The organism is Flavobacterium saccharophilum, assembly GCF_900142735.1.
In the GTDB taxonomy this organism is placed as follows: domain Bacteria; phylum Bacteroidota; class Bacteroidia; order Flavobacteriales; family Flavobacteriaceae; genus Flavobacterium; species Flavobacterium saccharophilum.
Window position 1 is genome coordinate 692,338 of the sequence record NZ_FRBY01000003.1, and the last position, 18,215, is coordinate 710,552.

The window sequence follows — 18,215 nt, forward strand, 5'->3', positions numbered from 1 at the left end:
TATTTAAATTTTATTATACAAAAGCCTAATCTTTATTTAGATTAGGCTTTTTTCATTAAATTATTTTAATTTCTGATTCGTATCTTCGTGCCCTCTTGCAAATAAGATTATGCTATTTCAAATTAAAGCCTATTTAAAATTTCTTTGGAACTCCAAAAACGAACATGGAGTACATTCACCATTTGTTTTTAATTTATTGACAAAATGTTTTTATGACAAGAAGTCAAAGCCTGAGTATGCAATTTTAAAAAACTATCGAAAATCATTATTGCAAAATAAAAATTTTATTGAAGTAACCGATTTTGGTGCCGGTTCAAAGGTTTTTAAATCAAACAGAAGACAAATTTCGAAGATTGCATCAACTGCAGGAATTTCTCCAAAACGGGCAGAATTATTATTTAGAGTTACCAATTATTTTCAACCTGCAACTATTCTGGAAATAGGAACTTCATTAGGTTTAGCGACTTCTGCCCTGGCTTTGGGTAATACCAATGCAAATGTAATTACATTAGAAGGTTGTCCGCAAACTGCAAATGTTGCCCAAAATCAACTACATCAATTTGATTGTAATAATGTTGAAAATGTAATTTCAGAATTTGAGTCTTTTCTAATTTCTGAAAATCTACAATCAACAATCTATAATCTAATATATTTTGACGGTAATCATTCTAAGAAGGCAACTCTAGCCTATTTTGATCTGTTATTACCAACTATTAACAATGATTCCGTTTGGATTTTTGATGATATACATTGGTCGCAAGAAATGGAAGATGCCTGGGAAATCATTAAAAATCATCCAAAAGTGACCGTTACCATTGATACTTTTCAATGGGGATTTGTCTTTTTTAGATACGAACAGAAAAAAGAACATTTTGTGATTAGAGCATAAAAAATGGCAATCATTTCTGATTGCCATTTTTAGTACTAATTCAATTTATTTAAATTTTATTTTTTAGCTTCTCTATTTTCTTCAGATTTAGCTCCCATTCTGTTTACAGTATACATTGGAGCAAATTTCACTTTTAAACCTGCAATTTTTCTATTGTCTTCAGAGCTTAAACCTTCTTTTTCAACCGTATTTTTTCGGCTGTCAAGTGCTTCATACAATACTTTAATTTCATCCCAGTCTTCACGAGAATAACTATCTTTATTATCCTCAACTGTATGAACAAATTGTTGGTAAACACTATGAATATTTTGGGCATTTACCCAAGAAAAACTCATGTCGTCTCCAATTTTTCCTTCACCAAACAAAGCGTTACGCAATTGTTGTTTCGGACTTGGAGCAGGTGGGGCAAAAACGGTGGTCATTTCATTTTTAAATTCCTCGTACTTTGTTTTACTTGCATTTATCCTTTCGGTTTCAGCAGCGTTATCTTTAATGTCAGCAAGTGCCAGTTGTGCATTTTCAGCTCTTCTGTCATATTCAGCTTCAACATCTTTCCAATCTGCTTTCAAATCATCAGCTTTGACATTTTTTACTGAGTCAACGTAAGCTACATAAGCGTCAATTGTTTTTTGAGCTTTTTCTTGTTTTTCGTCTTTACACGATGTAAAACTCAATGCAATTAATGCAATTCCTGATAATAATTGTATGTTTTTCATAATTATTGATTGTTTAATTAATACATTAACAAATGTATCTAATAACCTAATATCAAAAATTACATCATTACCATGTTTTTAATATTAAAAAGATATTAAACATGTAAAACTCATAGAATAATGATAATTTTATAAAATAAATCAAAAAAAATATAATTAATTCAAAAAATTATGTTCATCATTTAATAGGCCTGTAAACCAAAAGATGTTTTTTGTAACAAAAATCAATTTCACACTACTTATCGTTTATTGAAAAGTGTTTTGTACTTTTAAAACCAAAATTGTAAACCGAAATGGCAAATCCATTAATTAAAATAACTGACATTAAACGAAATTTTGTACTCGGTAATGAAATCGTTTATGTCTTAAAAGGAATAGATTTACAAATCAATAAAGGAGAATATGTGGCTCTAATGGGGCCATCAGGATCCGGAAAATCGACTCTAATGAATTTGCTAGGCTGTCTGGATACACCAACTTCCGGAAACTATGTTTTAAATGGAAAAGATGTCAGCCAAATGAAAGATGATGAATTGGCAGGAATTCGAAATAAAGAAATTGGTTTTGTATTTCAAACTTTCAATCTTTTGCCAAGAACTACCGCTTTAGATAATGTTGCGTTACCAATGATTTATGCAGGATATTCTAAATCTGACCGAAATGAACGTGCTAAAGAAGTTTTAACACAGGTAAATCTTGCTGACAGAATGGATCACCAACCCAATCAGCTGTCAGGAGGTCAACGTCAGCGTGTTGCCATTGCCCGCGCTTTGGTTAACAAACCTTCGATCATTTTAGCCGATGAACCAACCGGAAACCTAGATAGTAAAACTTCTGTAGAAATCATGAAGCTCTTTGGAGACATTCACGCACAAGGAAATACTGTCATTCTGGTAACACACGAAGAAGACATTGCTGCTTACGCACATCGCGTAATTCGTTTAAGAGATGGTTTAATCGAAAGCGACACGACTAAATAGTTTAACCATTTATTTGGTTAATCCTTAAATGGCAAGGAAACTTAGAGTCTTAGCATCTCAGAACCTTAGCAACTCAGAAAAAAATGAAAGTATATACAAAAACCGGAGATAAAGGAACAACAGCGCTCTTTGGAGGCACGCGCGTTCCTAAAGATCATATTCGTATTGACAGTTACGGAACTGTTGACGAACTGAATTCTCATATAGGATTAATTCGTGATCAGGAAATGGATTCACATTACAAAACTATTTTAATTGAAATTCAGGATCGTCTTTTTACTGTAGGTGCAATTTTAGCAACGCCACAAGAAAAAGAAATTTTAAAAAACGGCGAGCTTCGATTGAAAAATCTAGGCATCATTGATACTGATATTGAATTATTAGAGAATGAAATAGATAAAATGGAAGAAAGCCTTCCGCCAATGACGCATTTCGTTTTACCGGGAGGCCACCAAACCGTGTCATATTGTCATATTGCACGTTGTGTATGTCGTCGCGCGGAGCGTTTGGCAGTGCATTTAAGTCATAATGAACACGTTCCTGAAATCGCAATCATGTACTTAAACCGACTTTCTGACTACCTTTTTGTCTTGGCACGGAAGTTGTCCTCAGACTTAAAAGCGGAGGAAGTGAAATGGATTCCGAGGAAGTAAAACTTCTTTAAATTCCAATTTTTTGAAATCCCAAATTCCAAGGAAAAATTAAAAATTCTGCGAATTTAAATAATATAGAAATTTTCAAATATTGGCAATTTTAGATTCCTTTTAATGGGATTTGGAATTTATTTTTTGGCATTTCAAGAGGACGTTCTTAAATTTTATTAAAATAAATCAAAATTTACTTGTCTTTTTCAGTAAAAAATTTATTTTTGCACAAACTAAACAGATAACAGATGTATTGGACATTAGAATTAGCATCTTATTTAAGTGATGCGCCATGGCCTGCTAACAAAGACGAACTTATTGACTACGCTATTAGAGCTGGTGCTCCATTAGAAGTAGTAGAAAACCTTCAATCAATCGAAGACGAAGGCGAGATATATGAATCAATGGAAGAAATTTGGCCTGATTATCCAACAGACGAAGATTATCTTTGGAATGAGGATGAATATTAAAAAATAAACCAAAGGAAAAAGTCTCATCACAGAGGCTTTTTTTTTGGTTCTAAATACAACATTTACATATAATAGAAATATAACAAATCATGAGTTTCATAAACAGTATTATAAAAGTCTTTGTAGGTGATAAATCACAGAAAGATGTCAAAGCTTTACAACCTTATTTAAACAAAATTAAAACATTCGAAACCAGCTTAATGAGTTTGTCTCACGACGAATTGAGAGCCAGAACCGCATATTTTAAAGAAAAAATAAAAGAAGCCAGAGCTGACAAAGATGCTAAAATTGCTACGCTTAAAGCGGAAGTAGAAAACATCGAAGACATCGATAAAAGAGAAGATCTTTATGATGCAATTGATGCTCTTGAAAAAGAAGCTTACGAAATTTCAGAGAAAACTTTATTGGAAATTCTTCCTGAAGCATTCTCTGTAGTTAAAGAAACGGCGCGTCGTTTTAAAGACAATTCATTTATTGAAGTGACTGCAACTCCAAAAGACCGCGAATTTTCAGCTACAAAAACATATGTTACTATAGAAGGTGAAAAAGCTACATGGGCTAATAAATGGAATGCTGCTGGTAAAGAAATTACCTGGGACATGATTCATTATGATGTTCAGTTAATTGGTGGTATGGTACTTCACGAAGGTAAAGTTGCCGAAATGCAAACAGGAGAAGGTAAAACTTTAGTGGCTACTCTCCCACTTTACTTAAATGCTTTAACTGGAAACGGAGTTCACTTAGTAACGGTGAATGATTACTTGGCAAAACGTGATAGTACATGGAAAGCGCCTTTATTCGAATTTCACGGTTTAACTGTTGATTGTATTGATAATCACCAGCCAAGTACAGAACAAAGAAAAAAAGCATACGACGCTGACATCACTTACGGAACCAACAACGAATTTGGTTTTGACTATTTAAGAGATAACATGGCACATTCGCCAAATGATTTGGTTCAAAGAAAACACAATTACGCTATTGTCGATGAGGTCGATTCTGTATTGATTGATGATGCAAGAACACCACTTATTATTTCAGGGCCAGTTCCTCAAGGAGATCGTCATGAGTTTAATGAATTGAAACCAAAAATCGAAAACTTAGTTGCTCAACAACGTCAGTTAGCAAATGGTTTCTTAGCGGAAGCTAAAAAATTAATCAAAGAGGGAAACACTAAAGAAGGCGGTTTCTTATTATTGAGAGCTTACAGAAGTTTACCTAAAAACAAAGCATTAATTAAATTTTTAAGTGAAGAAGGAGTTAAACAATTGCTTCAGAAAACGGAGAATCAATACATGCAGGATAACAATCGCGAAATGCATAAAGTGGATGAAGCTTTGTATTTTGTGATTGAAGAGAAAAACAATCAGGTTGAATTGACTGATAATGGTATTAAATACCTTTCTGGAGATACTGATTCCGATTTCTTCGTTTTACCAGATATTGGAACTGAAATTGCTGCGATTGAAAAACAAAAACTAGATAAAGATGCTGAAGCAGAAGCTAAAGAAAGATTATTCCAGGATTTTGGAGTAAAAAGTGAGCGTATTCACACGCTGACTCAGCTTTTAAAAGCATACGCCTTATTCGAAAAAGATGTAGAGTATGTGATCATGGACAACAAAATTATGATTGTCGATGAGCAAACTGGTCGTATCATGGATGGTCGTCGTTATTCTGACGGATTACACCAGGCGATTGAAGCGAAAGAAAATGTAAAAATCGAAGCCGCTACACAAACTTTTGCAACTGTTACATTACAGAATTATTTCAGAATGTACAGCAAATTAGGTGGTATGACGGGTACAGCGGTTACAGAAGCTGGAGAGTTATGGCAGATTTATAAATTGGATGTTGTTGAAATTCCAACCAACCGTCCGATTTCAAGACAAGACAAAGAAGATTACATCTACAAAACGACACGTGAGAAATTCAACGCTGTAATTGAAGATGTTACTGAATTATCAAATGCAGGAAGACCAGTATTAATTGGAACAACTTCTGTTGAGATTTCAGAATTATTAAGCCGTATGTTGAAAATGAGAGGCGTTACGCATAACGTTTTGAATGCTAAAATGCACAAACAAGAGGCTCAAATTGTAGAAGAAGCAGGTAAAGCCGGAGTTGTGACAATTGCAACAAACATGGCTGGTCGTGGTACCGATATTAAATTATCTCCAGAAGTTAAGGCTGCCGGAGGTTTAGCAATCGTTGGTACAGAGCGTCATGATTCTCGTCGTGTTGACAGACAGTTACGTGGTCGTGCAGGACGTCAAGGAGATCCGGGAAGTTCTCAATTCTATGTTTCTCTTGAAGATAACTTAATGCGTTTATTTGGTTCTGAAAGAGTAGCCAAAGTAATGGATAGAATGGGATTACAGGAAGGTGAAGTTATTCAGCATTCTATGATGACTAAATCTATCGAGCGTGCTCAGAAAAAAGTAGAAGAAAACAACTTTGGTGTTCGTAAACGTTTATTAGAATATGATGACGTTATGAACTCACAACGTGAAGTAGTTTACAAACGCCGTCGTCACGCGTTATTTGGTGAGCGTTTGAAACTAGATATCGCCAACATGCTTTATGATACTTGCGAATTAATCGTAAGTCAGACAAAACCAGCTAACGATTTCAAAAATTTCGAATTCGATTTAATCCGTTATTTCTCTATCACTTCTCCAATCTCAGAAGCTGATTTCCAGAAATTAACTGATATTGAAATCACAGGAAAAATATACAAAGAGACTTTAGCATTCTATACAGAGAAAACAGAAAGAAGCGCAAGAGAAGCTTTCCCAATTATTAAAGGAGTTTACGAAGAGCCAAACAATCATTTTGAGCGTATCGTAGTGCCATTTACTGACGGAATCAAAACTTTGAATGTGGTAACTGACTTGAAAAAAGCTTACGATAGCGAAGGTGCTCAGTTAATTGCTGATTTTGAGAAAAACATCACACTTTCTATTGTTGATGAGGCATGGAAAAAACATTTACGTAAAATGGACGAATTGAAACAATCTGTTCAATTGGCTGTTCACGAACAAAAAGATCCATTACTTATCTACAAATTAGAAGCTTTCAACTTGTTTAGAGGAATGTTGGACAACGTTAATAAAGAAGTTATTTCATTCTTATTCAAAGGTGATTTACCAGCTCAAAACGTTCCTGAAATTCACGAAGCAAGAGAAGTTCGTCAGAAAGAAAACTTCAAATTAAGCAAAGATGAAATTCCAAGTAGCGAAGACATTAACCGCGAAGCTGGAGAAACACAGCAACGTCAGGTTACTGAAACGATTGTGAGAGATATGCCGAAAATCAACCGTAATGATACTGTAACAGTTCAGGAAGTTGCAACAGGCAAAACTGAAACAATGAAATTTAAAAAAGCAGAATCTTTAATCGCTAATGGCGAATGGGTTCTTGTTAAATAATAAATTTTAAACAAATACATTTTCAATCCCCAATTACAAAAGTAATTGGGGATTTTTTTTTGCAAAAAATCTAATATTTATTCTTTCTAAAACGAATAAACTGTATTTTTGCCAGCGTAAACAACAAACAAAGCTTTGAAGCGAATTTTAATTATATTTCTTTCCTGCATGCTTTTGCTACCATCATTTGGTAGTTTCTTTGTTTACACCTCATTTAAATTAAATCAGGAAGAAATTTCAAAAACCATCTGCGTACAACGAAAAATGGTTTTTAATTCCTGTAATGGTCGATGCGAACTTCAAAAAAGTTTAAAAAAATACGCTGACAACGAAAAAAGAATGCAAAACAATCTGAAAGAAAAAGCAGAAGTAGTTTACATTCAAAACACAGCAACTGCTAATTTTAAATTAGTAACTCCTATTGAATCCAAAGCAAAGCTTTTTGCTTCTTTTGATAAAAAACCAATTTCGGTTTCAAATAGCACTTTCCACCCTCCATCCTATTTTATATAAATTTTAGCTGCGCTTTTCAATTTCAAAATTGAGAAGATTTTTTTCTTGGCTTTATGTCAGGGAAAAAGACATGTTACTTTTTAAAATTTATATAATTTAAAATGAAAAAAATATACTTTACCCTACTCATCATAGGGCAATGTGTCTTTGCTCAGAATGAAGTTAAGCAGGACACAACAAAATCTCAAGAATTAGAAAACGTTTTTATAACTGCCAATCGTACTGCAACTATTCGAAAGGAAACTCCCGTTGCTATTAGTAAAATAACAGCAAAAACGATCAACGAAACCAAAGCAACAGCAGTCTACGAAATCATCAATAAAACACCAGGAGTTTTAATGGTTAATTTAGGAAACGAACAGCATATGATGTCGATTCGCCAGCCAATGACAACCAACGCCTATTATTTGTATTTGGAAGATGGCTTACCAATTCGCCCGATGGGAATCTTCAATCACAATGCTTTACTCGAAATCAATCAATACAATTTACAAAGTATTGAAGTGGTAAAAGGGCCAGTTTCTTCTTTATATGGACCGGAAGCAGTTGGCGGAACTATTAATTTAATTTCAGTAAAACCACCTGTTGATCCTGAATTTAAATTTGGCGTTCAGGCTGATAATTATGGTTACAGAAGATTTCAGGCCGCCGGTGGCGCAACGATTGGAAAAGTTGGTTTTCATATTGCCGGAATTTCAAGCTTACAGGAAAATGGCTGGATGACGTATTCTGATTACAACAAAGACAATCTGAATGCAAGAATCGACTATACTATTTCTCCTTCTACCCGATTGATTAGTAATACCATGTATGGAAAATATTATTCTGATATGAGTGGAAGTGTAAACGAAGAGGCATTTAATAACAGAACTTACAAAAGCACAACGGATTTTACCTACAGAAAATCGGATGCTTTAAGAACTCGTTTAACATTAGAACACGATTGGAACGATAATTCAAGCAGTTATATTACGGCTTATTTACGTGATAATAAATTAGGACAAAATCCATCGTACGGGATTAAATGGAGTCCAACTGTAAATCCAACAACGGCTAAAGGCGAAGTAAATTCGAATAACTTCAAAAGTTATGGTGCTATCGGCCAGCATACTCAAAAATTCGACTTCTTAAATACTAAAATTGTTGCCGGAGCCTTATACGATTATTCTCCTGTTACCTATTGGTCTTATGTAATTGATTTGAAAGCGAACTTAAATCCGGGAGAACCTGGGAAACAAACCGTAGATTCTTATGAAATTATTGCAGAACATCCAGATTCTAAATTAGCCGATTATAGCGCTGATATTTTCAACACAGCTGGTTATGCGCAAGTAAGTTTTAATCCGATAGAAAAACTAGTTGTTACTGTTGGCGGCCGTTATGACAACATGAAAGTGAATTATGATAACGCATTGGATAATTCGACAGGAAGTAAAGTTTATGACAAAATGACTTTTAAGGCCGGAGCAAACTATAATCCGTTTGAATTTGCTGGTTTCTATGGCAATTATTCTCAGGGATTTGCACCTCCGGGAATTACTTCTATTTTCAGAACAAAACCAGGTACTGGCGGAACAACTGGTGTTCCTGCTGATTTCTATTATAATTTAGAACCTGCTACTTTCAACAATTACGAAGTTGGCGGGTGGCTTTCTTTCCTTCAAAATAAATTAAATTTTGATTACGCCTTGTATTATATGGAAGGAAAAAATGAGCTTTTAAATATCAAACTTGCAGATAATTCAACTGATTATCGTTCGGCTGGAGAGACACGTCATAAAGGAGTTGAATTTGGAATGTCATACAGACCTTCAAAACAAATCAACTTTCGTCTTGGCGGAACTTATGCGCAACACACCTATATCGACTTTAAGCTTTCAGACAAACCCTCTGATCCGGTTCAGAACCTAAATGGCAAAGAAATGCCTTCAGCTCCAAAATGGTCTGGAAATTCGGAGTTAAGTTATTATCCAAACTGGCTTCCAAATTTAAGAACGTCGATCGAATGGCAACTTGTCGGAAGTTACTACCAGGATCAGATCAATACGGTGAAATACGATGGTTACAACATATTCAATGCCCGAATTGGTTATCAATGGAAAGGAATTGAAATTTATGGAAACGTACTTAATTTAACGGACAAATTGTATGCTTATAACGTTACAAGAGCCAATACAACAAACGCTCAGCCAACCTACACAGCAGCGGCGCCAAGGACTTTTGTTTTCGGAATTCAGTACAATTTATCATTAAAAAAATAATTATTAGAAGCTAATCCCGCTTTCGCCTTTATCTTTTTATGGCAGAAAAAGCCATAAAAAGGATATCGGCTCTATCGGGGCTAAAACGGAACAAATGAGTAAAGAAATAAAAGAGAAAAAGTCTAAAAAGAAAGATTCTAAGCTTGTCAAGAAAATCAAGCAGCATATTTACAAATGGCATCGTACCATTGGCTTGATTACCATTATTCCTGTAATTTTCTGGACATTGTCTGGTTTGATGCACCCGTTTATGGCGCATTTTTTCAAACCGGAGATTGCCCATGATAAACTGGAGCCGCAAATTATTGATAAAAATCAACTGCATTTTTCGATTCAGGAAGTTTTACAAAAAAACAACATTAACGAATTCAAGAATTTCAGGATTGTTTCCTTTAATAATAGTACTTATTATCAGGTAAAAACGATTTCTGGTGCTCTATTGTATTTTGATACTTCAAATGCAAAAAAACTCGAAAACGGAGATCAAAAATATGCTGAATGGCTTTCCCGTTATTTTTTAGATGATCAAAAAAGTACTGTAACAAAAAGCGAAGTTGTGACTGAATTCACTTCACAATATAAATATGTAAACCGTTATTTACCAGTTTATAAACTGAGTTTTGATCGTCCTGATACTATGGAAGTTTATGTAGAAACTTCTTCCAGTAAACTGGCTACTTATAATCCAACGTCAAGACAATGGTTTATTTGGTTTTTCGATACTTTTCATAACTGGTCTTTTGTAGATGCTATTTCAAACAACAGCATCCGAATTATCACAATGATTTTCTTGCTTTCTATAATTGGATTTTCTGCTTTGAGCGGAATTTTAATTTATGGTTTATTGTGGAAACAATTCAAAAAGACAGATAGTTTACAACCCAAAAAAGGACTTAGAAAATATCACCGCCAAATTGGGATCTGGGTTTCGCTTTTCACTTTAACTTTTGCTTTTAGCGGTGCTTATCACGCTACTACAAAGTGGGCTCCGTATACTTTATCGCAAATGGTTTACGAACCAACTTTTGAAACCAAAGAAATTCCTTTAGCTAGTAACACTTTGAATTTAGACTGGAGTCGTTTCCAAAATGCAAGTATTATTACTTTAAACGACACAACCTATTTCCGTTGTCAATTATTAGAAAAAGAAAAATTCAAAAAACCAAAAGCCGATTCTAATTCGAAATGGAATAAAAAAGACGATAAAAAATCGGAAGTAGTTTATATCAACGCTACAACGAATAAAATTGTTCCAAATATGGACATTCATTATGCCGAGTTTTTGGCGTATTATTTTACAGATGGAGCTCCAAAAGCTGCTTGTTGTGAAATGGTAGAAAGTTCAGACGAACCGGAATCTTCATTAGAAAATACAAAACTTTTAGAATCTAAAGTTCTGACGGATTTTGAAAGCAGAGAATACGGCTTTGTAAATAAAAGATTGCCAGTTGTTAAATTGGCGTATGACACTCCGGAAAAAACAACTTATTTCATTGAAACGGCAACTTCAAGATTAGCAGCTAAAATTAAAAGCTCTGATAGGATCGAAGGTTATTCGTTTGCTATCCTCCACAAATTTTTATTTATGGATTGGGCAGGAAAAAACATTCGGGATCTAACAATGGTTCTGGCGGCTTTGACCATTTTGATTGTTAGTGTTTTGGGTTTTATTTTGTTTTTGAGGAAGTAAAAAAAGGTACTGAGGTTCTAAGTTGCTAAGGTTCTAAGTTTTTTTCTTAGCAACTTAGTAACTTAGCCGCTTAGTATCTTATTTTGAATTTTCTTCGTAATAGCGAGCTTCAATTCGTTTAATATCTTTAATTGAACTTTTAGCCCAGGCCAAACGTTTCTCCAGAATTTCCTCTTCTGACAATTGCCATTTGATATCTGAATTTCTTAATCTGTTGGTTAAGTTTTGAATGATGATCGCAGCTGAAACTGAAATATTCAAACTCTCTGTAAAACCAACCATCGGGATTTTAAGAAAACCATCTGCTTTTTGTAGAATCTCTTCTGATAATCCGTCTCTTTCTGTTCCGAAAAATAAGGCACTTGGTTTTGTGATATCGAAATCTTCCAACAAACAATCATTTTCGTGAGGTGTAGTAGCAATAATTTGATAACCTTGATTTTTTAAAGTAGAAACGCAGGTTGTAATGGAATCAAACTGATTAATATCAACCCATTTTTGGGCACCCATTGCGATTTCTTTATCGATTTTTTTCCCATAACGCTGTTCGATAACATTCAATTCCTGAATTCCGAAAACTTCACAACTGCGCATTACGGCACTTGTATTATGCATCTGAAAAACGTCTTCGACCACGATTGTGAAATGCTTTGTACGATTTCCCAATACATTTAGAAATCTTTCTTTGCGATTGTCTGTTAATATATTTTCAAGAAAAGCGAGGTAATCTAAATCAATCATTTTAATATAATTTCCCGCAAAAATACATTTTAAAGAAATGTATTTATTGCTTTATTTTCATTTTTAATCCAAAATAGAATTTACAACACCTTCAAAAATAGCTTGTCCAAATGATTTCTGTCTCTCCTGATCTGGAAAAATTGGCGCTGGTTCTATATTACTCATTTCTCTTTTTAACAATTTATTGGTATTGGTCAAAGAATAATAGTCTCGCAATTTTATCTTCGTTGGCTCAAATCCAGGTTTTGGATTATAAATCGAATATGCTTCTACTGAATTGAGGAGCTTTTTATAGTCACTAATGGAAGATGGTACTACTTTAACAAATGAAAAAGAAGTTATTGTACTATCAGCACAAAATAATTTTTTATTTTTGGTTTGAGCAAAAAGAATCGTGCTAACTAAAAACAGCATTAATAAAAACAGCTTTTTCATTTGATAAAAGTAAGAAAAAACTATGTCATCAATTTACCATTTCAATAAATTTTGCTGGATATTCCGTAAAGAATTAAATTTTAAAAAATGAAAAAGAAATTAGTTGTTTTAACCGGAGCCGGAATCAGTGCTGAAAGCGGTATCAAAACATTTCGTGACAGCGATGGTTTATGGGAAGGTCATGATGTAATGGAAGTGGCAACTCCAGAAGGCTGGCGTAAAAATCAGGAATTAGTTTTAGATTTTTACAATAAAAGACGTCAACAACTAAAAGAAGTAGAACCAAATTTGGGTCACAAAATTTTAGCCGAATTAGAACAGGATTTTGATGTTCATATTATCACACAAAATGTTGACGATTTGCATGAACGCGCGGGCAGCACGAAGGTTCTGCATTTGCATGGAGAATTATTAAAAGTAAGAAGCGTTCAAAATAGAAATCATATTCTCGATTGGACCGAAGATTTATATACAGGAGATTTTGATGAAAACGGACATCAATTACGACCGCATATTGTTTGGTTTGGCGAAGATGTTCCTGCACTTGAAGAAGCAATCGAAATTACGGAAACTGCAGATTATTTTGCTGTCATCGGAACGTCATTACAAGTATATCCTGCGGCCGGACTGATATCCTATACTTACAGCATTACACCGGTTTTCTATATTGATCCAAAGCCAATTGCGATTCCGAATATCCAAAATAAAGTAGAAGTTATTGCCAAAATTGCTTCGGAAGGAGTTGCGGAATTAAGAGATCGATTAAAATCACTTTAAAACCCATAAATGCGATTTTTCATGACTTTTTATCCCCAAATTCTGTTTATATTTGCACCTTTCGAACAAACAACATAACAATGACTACTTTAAACGAATTGAATGCTATATCGCCAATTGACGGAAGATATAGAAGCAAAACCCTTTCATTAGCACCTTTTTTCTCTGAAGAAGCTTTAATCAAATACCGTGTATTGGTTGAAATCGAGTACTTTATTGCTTTATGCGAAGTGCCATTGCCACAACTTTCAGGTGTAAACCCAAATTTATTTGACAGTTTAAGAGATATCTATAAAAAATTCTCAACTGAAGATGCGCTTTGGATTAAAGAAACTGAAAAAGTAACCAACCACGATGTAAAAGCGGTGGAATACTTTATCAAAGATGCTTTTGAAAAATTAGGTTTATCTCAATACAAAGAGTTCATTCATTTCGGATTAACATCTCAGGATATTAACAACACTGCGATTCCGCTTTCTACAAAAGAAGCTTTTGAGCAGGTATATATGCCTTCTTTAATTTCTTTAATTTCTAAATTAAAAGAATTAAGCGTAGAATGGAAGGACATTCCGATGTTGGCGCGTACGCACGGACAACCAGCTTCTCCTACTCGTTTGGGTAAAGAAATTTTGGTTTTTGTAGAGCGTTTAGAAGAGCAAATGCGTTTGTTGTTCAACATTCCGTTTGCGGCTAAATTTGGTGGTGCAACAGGAAACTATAATGCACATCATGTGGCTTATCCACAAATCGACTGGAAACAATTCGGGAATAAATTTGTAGAAACAGATCTTGGTTTACACCACTCTTTTCCAACAACTCAAATTGAACATTACGATCATTTTGCTGCCTTTTTTGATGCTTTAAAAAGAATCAACAATATCATAATCGATTTGGACCGTGATATCTGGACGTATGTATCGATGGAATATTTTAAACAAAAGATAAAAGCTGGTGAAATTGGATCATCTGCAATGCCACATAAAGTTAACCCAATTGATTTTGAAAACTCCGAAGGAAATTTAGGAATTGCAAATGCTATTTTTGAACATTTAGCAGCTAAATTACCTGTTTCAAGATTACAACGCGATTTAACTGACAGTACTGTTTTACGTAATATTGGAGTTCCAATCGGACATACTATTATTGCCTTTGAAGCTACGTTGAAAGGTTTAAACAAATTGTTATTAAACGAATCAAAATTTGCTGAAGATTTAGAGAAAAACTGGGCAGTTGTTGCTGAAGCTATTCAGACTATTTTACGTCGTGAAGCGTATCCAAATCCATACGAAGCTTTGAAAGGTTTGACAAGAACAAATGAAGCAATTGACAAAAAAGCGATTCATAATTTTATTGCAACTTTAGAAGTTTCTGATGCTATTAAAGCAGAATTAATGCAGATAACACCTGCAAATTTCACAGGAATCTAAAGAAAACCTAAAATATTTTCTCAAAAAAAGCTATCTTTAACGATAGCTTTTTTTATTCCCTATAAACCCGATTGGAAACTAGCCCAGATTGCAATGAAAAGCCTTTTGTGAAAAAAACTATATTTTTTTTGTAGATACAGAGCGACCAACGGAAGCTCCTGTAACTACTTTAAAAATATGTTTTTTGAATAAAAGCTTGAAATGGAAAGCTGGATTAGCTCCTGAACAAAAAATACCACTTTATGATTTCTTTATACGCTGCTGCAGAAACTACCCACCATTTAAGACCTTTAATTAGTGATTTGGGATTAATCCTGATCACTGCCGGAATTGCTGTGTTACTTTTTAAAAAAATGAAACAGCCTTTGGTTTTAGGTTATTTGATTGCCGGTTTTCTGGCAGGAAATCATTTTGATTTTTTTCCATCAATCACCGAAATGAAAAGTGTTGAAGTTTGGGCCGAAATTGGTGTGATCATTTTGTTATTTAGTTTGGGACTCGAATTTAGTTTTAAGAAATTAATGAAGGTCGGCGGTACGGCTTCTATTACAGCTATTACCCAAATTATTACCATGGTCATTATTGGTTATCTCGTCGGGCAATGGATGGGCTGGGCGTCTATGGATAGTATATTTCTTGGTGTTATCTTATCAATCTCCTCTACTACTATCATTTTAAAAACCTTTGATGAATTGGGTGTTAAGGCACAAAAGTTCGCTGGAATTGTTATTGGATCGCTTATTGTTCAGGATATTGTTGCCATTTTAATGATGGTCTTACTTTCGACTATTGCAGTAAGTCAGCAATTTTCGGGAAGTGAACTTATGATGTCTGTATTAAAACTGATTTTCTTTTTAACCGTTTGGTTCTTAGGCGGAATCTTTTTTATCCCTACCCTTCTTAAAAAAACAAAGCATTTATTAACTGATGAGATGCTATTAATTGTTTCATTAGCCTTGTGTTTAATGATGGTTAGTTTTGCTGCAAATGTTGGTTTTTCACCTGCTTTAGGCGCTTTTATAATGGGATCTATAATTGCCGAAACCACCCAAGCAGAACATATCGAGCATTTGATAAAACCGGTAAAAGATTTATTTGGGGCGATATTCTTCGTATCTGTGGGAATGTTAATTGACCCAAAAATGTTATACACACACGCGCTGCCAGTTGCTATTTTAACGCTTGTCACTATTGTGGGACAATCTGTGAGTTCTACAATTGGTGCCCTACTTGCCGGTCAGCCATTAAAACAATCTGTACAAACCGGAATGAGTTTGTCACAAATTGGAGAATTCTCGTTTATCATTGCCACGTTAGGAATGACATTAAATGTTACAAGTTCGTTTTTATATCCGGTTGTGGTAGCCGTTTCTGCCATAACAACGTTTACTACGCCATTTATGGTAAAATATGCGGTTCCATTTTCAAATTTTCTAGAACATAAATTGCCTAGAAAATGGGTCAAAAATATTAACCGTTATAGCGTCAATGCGCAAGCAATAAAATCGGTTAGCATTTGGCAAAAAGTACTGAATGCTTATATCATTCAGATTATTCTCCATACCGTTATTATTACGGCCGTCATTTTATTATCATCAAAATTTGTTGCGCCATTAGTGGCTGATACCCGATTTGGAAATACATTAGCTGCGCTTATAACATTAGTTATTATTGCTCCGTTTCTATGGGCACTTTCATTACGACGTATAGCTGACGAAGAAGTGGAATTATTGTGGGAAGAACGTAAATATCGCGGTGCTTTGTTGATGATGATTTTGATAAGAATGAGTTTAGGATTATTTTTCATTGGTTTCTTGCTGAATATTTTCTTCTCTCCATTAGTTGCTTTTGTAGCCCTTATCATTGCTATTGCCGCTTATCAAATATTCCCGAAAAAATTAAACGAACAATATCATAGAATTGAAAGTCACTTCTTAAAAAACCTCAACGATCGTGAAAACAAAAAAATAGACAGACGTTATGCGAACTTAATGCCATGGGACGGTCACATGTCATTTTTTGATATTGGAAAAGAATCCAATCTGGCGGGGAAAACATTGGAAGAATTACGCATTCGCGAGCAAATGGGAATTAATATTGCCTACATAAAACGAGGTGATGTTATGATCTCTATTCCAACGAAAAATGAACGTCTTTTTCCTGGCGATGAAGTATGTGTAATTGGTACAGATGCACAAGTTACTGAGTTTGCCAAATATTTAAATCAAAACGAAGTCGAAGCACCTACATCAGTTGAAGAATCTCAAATTGTATTACGCCAACTCGAAGTTTCTCAAGAAGAATTTATTGACAAAAGCATCGGTCAGTTTAGAGGAAAAACGGGCGGAATGGTAGTTGGAATCGAAAGAAACGGAAATCGAATCTTAAACCCGGAATCCAATATCGTATTAGGAAAAAATGATATTATCTGGGTTGTTGGAGATAAAAAAAGAATGAGCGAATTGATGAAAAAAGCTTAATTGAAGGTTCTAATGGACTAAGATTCTAAGGTTCTGAGAGTTTAACTCTTAACAAATCTAGAATCTTAGTCCCTTAGAACCTTAGTATCTTAGCCCCTTATTTATTCGGTTGCGGTGTCATACGCAAATATGGTTTTATTGGCGTGTGACCTTTTGGGAATTTCGCAGGAATATCACTGTCCGGAACCGCCGGAGTAATTACTACATCATCGCCGTCTTTCCAGTTCGCCGGAGTTGCTACGCTGTAATTTGCTGTTAATTGCAAACTATCAATAACACGAAGCAATTCGTCAAAATTTCTTCCTGTCGAAGCCGGATAGGTTAAAGTCAGTTTGATTTTTTTATCAGCACCAATTACAAAAACAGAACGAACTGTAAATTTATCGCTTGCATTTGGATGCAACATATCATACAAAGTGGCTATTTTTTTATCTTCATCTGCAATTATCGGGAAATTAACTATTGTATTTTGAGTTTCGTTAATGTCTTTGATCCACTCTTTGTGCGACTCTAAACCATCAACACTCAAAGCGATAACCTTTGTATTTCTTTTAGTAAATTCAGGAAGATAATTGGCTACTGTTCCCAATTCTGTTGTACAAACAGGAGTAAAATCTGATGGATGCGAAAATAAAACTCCCCATGAATCTCCTAACCATTCATGAAAATTGATTGGTCCTTCTGTGGTTTCTGCATGAAAATCCGGAGCTATATCGCCTAATCTTAATGTTGACATAATTATATTTTTTTAGTTCCTCTAA

General features: G+C 34.4%; 15 protein-coding genes. 11 read left to right on the forward strand and 4 right to left on the reverse strand.

Features of this window, described 5'->3' with window-relative positions; genetic code table 11:
- Positions 1-109: 109 nt before the first annotated feature.
- Entirely contained in the window at positions 110-889 is a 780-nt protein-coding gene (locus tag BUA98_RS13000; protein ID WP_072973135.1) for an O-methyltransferase, read from the forward strand.
- 56 nt (positions 890-945) lie between these two features.
- Here the strand turns inward: BUA98_RS13000 and BUA98_RS13005 are convergent, their stop codons facing one another.
- A complete protein-coding gene (locus tag BUA98_RS13005) occupies positions 946-1,605 on the reverse strand; it encodes a DUF6565 domain-containing protein (RefSeq protein WP_072973136.1) in 660 nt (219 codons plus the stop codon).
- Positions 1,606-1,898: 293 nt separating this feature from the next.
- On the opposite strand from BUA98_RS13005, the gene BUA98_RS13010 reads away from it, so the two are divergent.
- From BUA98_RS13010 to BUA98_RS13040, 7 genes are all read left to right on the forward strand, one after another.
- Positions 1,899-2,585, forward strand: a complete 687-nt coding sequence (locus BUA98_RS13010) for an ABC transporter ATP-binding protein (protein WP_072973138.1) — start codon at positions 1,899-1,901, stop codon at positions 2,583-2,585.
- 83 nt (positions 2,586-2,668) lie between these two features.
- A complete protein-coding gene (locus tag BUA98_RS13015) occupies positions 2,669-3,238 on the forward strand; it encodes a cob(I)yrinic acid a,c-diamide adenosyltransferase (RefSeq protein ID WP_072973140.1) in 570 nt (189 codons plus the stop codon).
- A 239-nt stretch (positions 3,239-3,477) separates the two neighbouring features.
- Positions 3,478-3,699 (forward strand): DUF2795 domain-containing protein, encoded by a 222-nt coding sequence (locus BUA98_RS13020; RefSeq protein WP_007138072.1) that lies wholly within the window; start codon positions 3,478-3,480, stop codon positions 3,697-3,699.
- A gap of 89 nt (positions 3,700-3,788) precedes the next feature.
- Complete coding sequence (secA, locus tag BUA98_RS13025; protein ID WP_072973141.1) at positions 3,789-7,130, forward strand: preprotein translocase subunit SecA; 3,342 nt, start codon at positions 3,789-3,791, stop codon at positions 7,128-7,130.
- A 135-nt stretch (positions 7,131-7,265) separates the two neighbouring features.
- Positions 7,266-7,643, forward strand: a complete 378-nt coding sequence (locus tag BUA98_RS13030; protein WP_244279205.1) for a hypothetical protein — start codon at positions 7,266-7,268, stop codon at positions 7,641-7,643.
- Between the two features lie 101 nt (positions 7,644-7,744).
- The gene (locus BUA98_RS13035) at positions 7,745-9,904 is read left to right on the forward strand and encodes a TonB-dependent receptor (RefSeq protein WP_072973154.1); all 2,160 of its coding nucleotides are present in this window, start codon (positions 7,745-7,747) and stop codon (positions 9,902-9,904) included.
- A gap of 94 nt (positions 9,905-9,998) precedes the next feature.
- The gene (locus BUA98_RS13040; protein WP_072973156.1) at positions 9,999-11,594 is read left to right on the forward strand and encodes a PepSY-associated TM helix domain-containing protein; all 1,596 of its coding nucleotides are present in this window, start codon (positions 9,999-10,001) and stop codon (positions 11,592-11,594) included.
- A gap of 78 nt (positions 11,595-11,672) precedes the next feature.
- Here BUA98_RS13040 and BUA98_RS13045 read toward each other — a convergent pair whose 3' ends face one another.
- Both BUA98_RS13045 and BUA98_RS13050 read right to left on the reverse strand, forming a co-directional pair.
- Complete coding sequence (locus BUA98_RS13045) at positions 11,673-12,335, reverse strand: TrmH family RNA methyltransferase (protein WP_072973158.1); 663 nt, start codon at positions 12,333-12,335, stop codon at positions 11,673-11,675.
- 63 nt (positions 12,336-12,398) lie between these two features.
- Positions 12,399-12,770, reverse strand: coding sequence for a hypothetical protein (locus BUA98_RS13050; RefSeq protein ID WP_072973160.1), 372 nt, complete (start codon positions 12,768-12,770; stop codon positions 12,399-12,401).
- Positions 12,771-12,857: 87 nt separating this feature from the next.
- On the opposite strand from BUA98_RS13050, the gene BUA98_RS13055 reads away from it, so the two are divergent.
- The 3 genes from BUA98_RS13055 to BUA98_RS13065 all read left to right on the forward strand — a co-directional run bounded on the left by BUA98_RS13055 (position 12,858) and on the right by BUA98_RS13065 (position 17,454).
- On the forward strand, positions 12,858-13,547 hold the full coding sequence (locus tag BUA98_RS13055; protein ID WP_072973161.1) for an SIR2 family NAD-dependent protein deacylase: 690 nt from the start codon (positions 12,858-12,860) through the stop codon (positions 13,545-13,547).
- A gap of 80 nt (positions 13,548-13,627) precedes the next feature.
- Positions 13,628-14,974 (forward strand): adenylosuccinate lyase, encoded by a 1,347-nt coding sequence (gene purB / locus BUA98_RS13060; protein ID WP_072973163.1) that lies wholly within the window; start codon positions 13,628-13,630, stop codon positions 14,972-14,974.
- 242 nt (positions 14,975-15,216) lie between these two features.
- Positions 15,217-17,454, forward strand: a complete 2,238-nt coding sequence (locus tag BUA98_RS13065; RefSeq protein ID WP_072973165.1) for a cation:proton antiporter domain-containing protein — start codon at positions 15,217-15,219, stop codon at positions 17,452-17,454.
- A 97-nt stretch (positions 17,455-17,551) separates the two neighbouring features.
- Here BUA98_RS13065 and BUA98_RS13070 read toward each other — a convergent pair whose 3' ends face one another.
- Positions 17,552-18,190, reverse strand: a complete 639-nt coding sequence (locus BUA98_RS13070; protein ID WP_072973166.1) for a peroxiredoxin — start codon at positions 18,188-18,190, stop codon at positions 17,552-17,554.
- Positions 18,191-18,215: the final 25 nt, after the last annotated feature.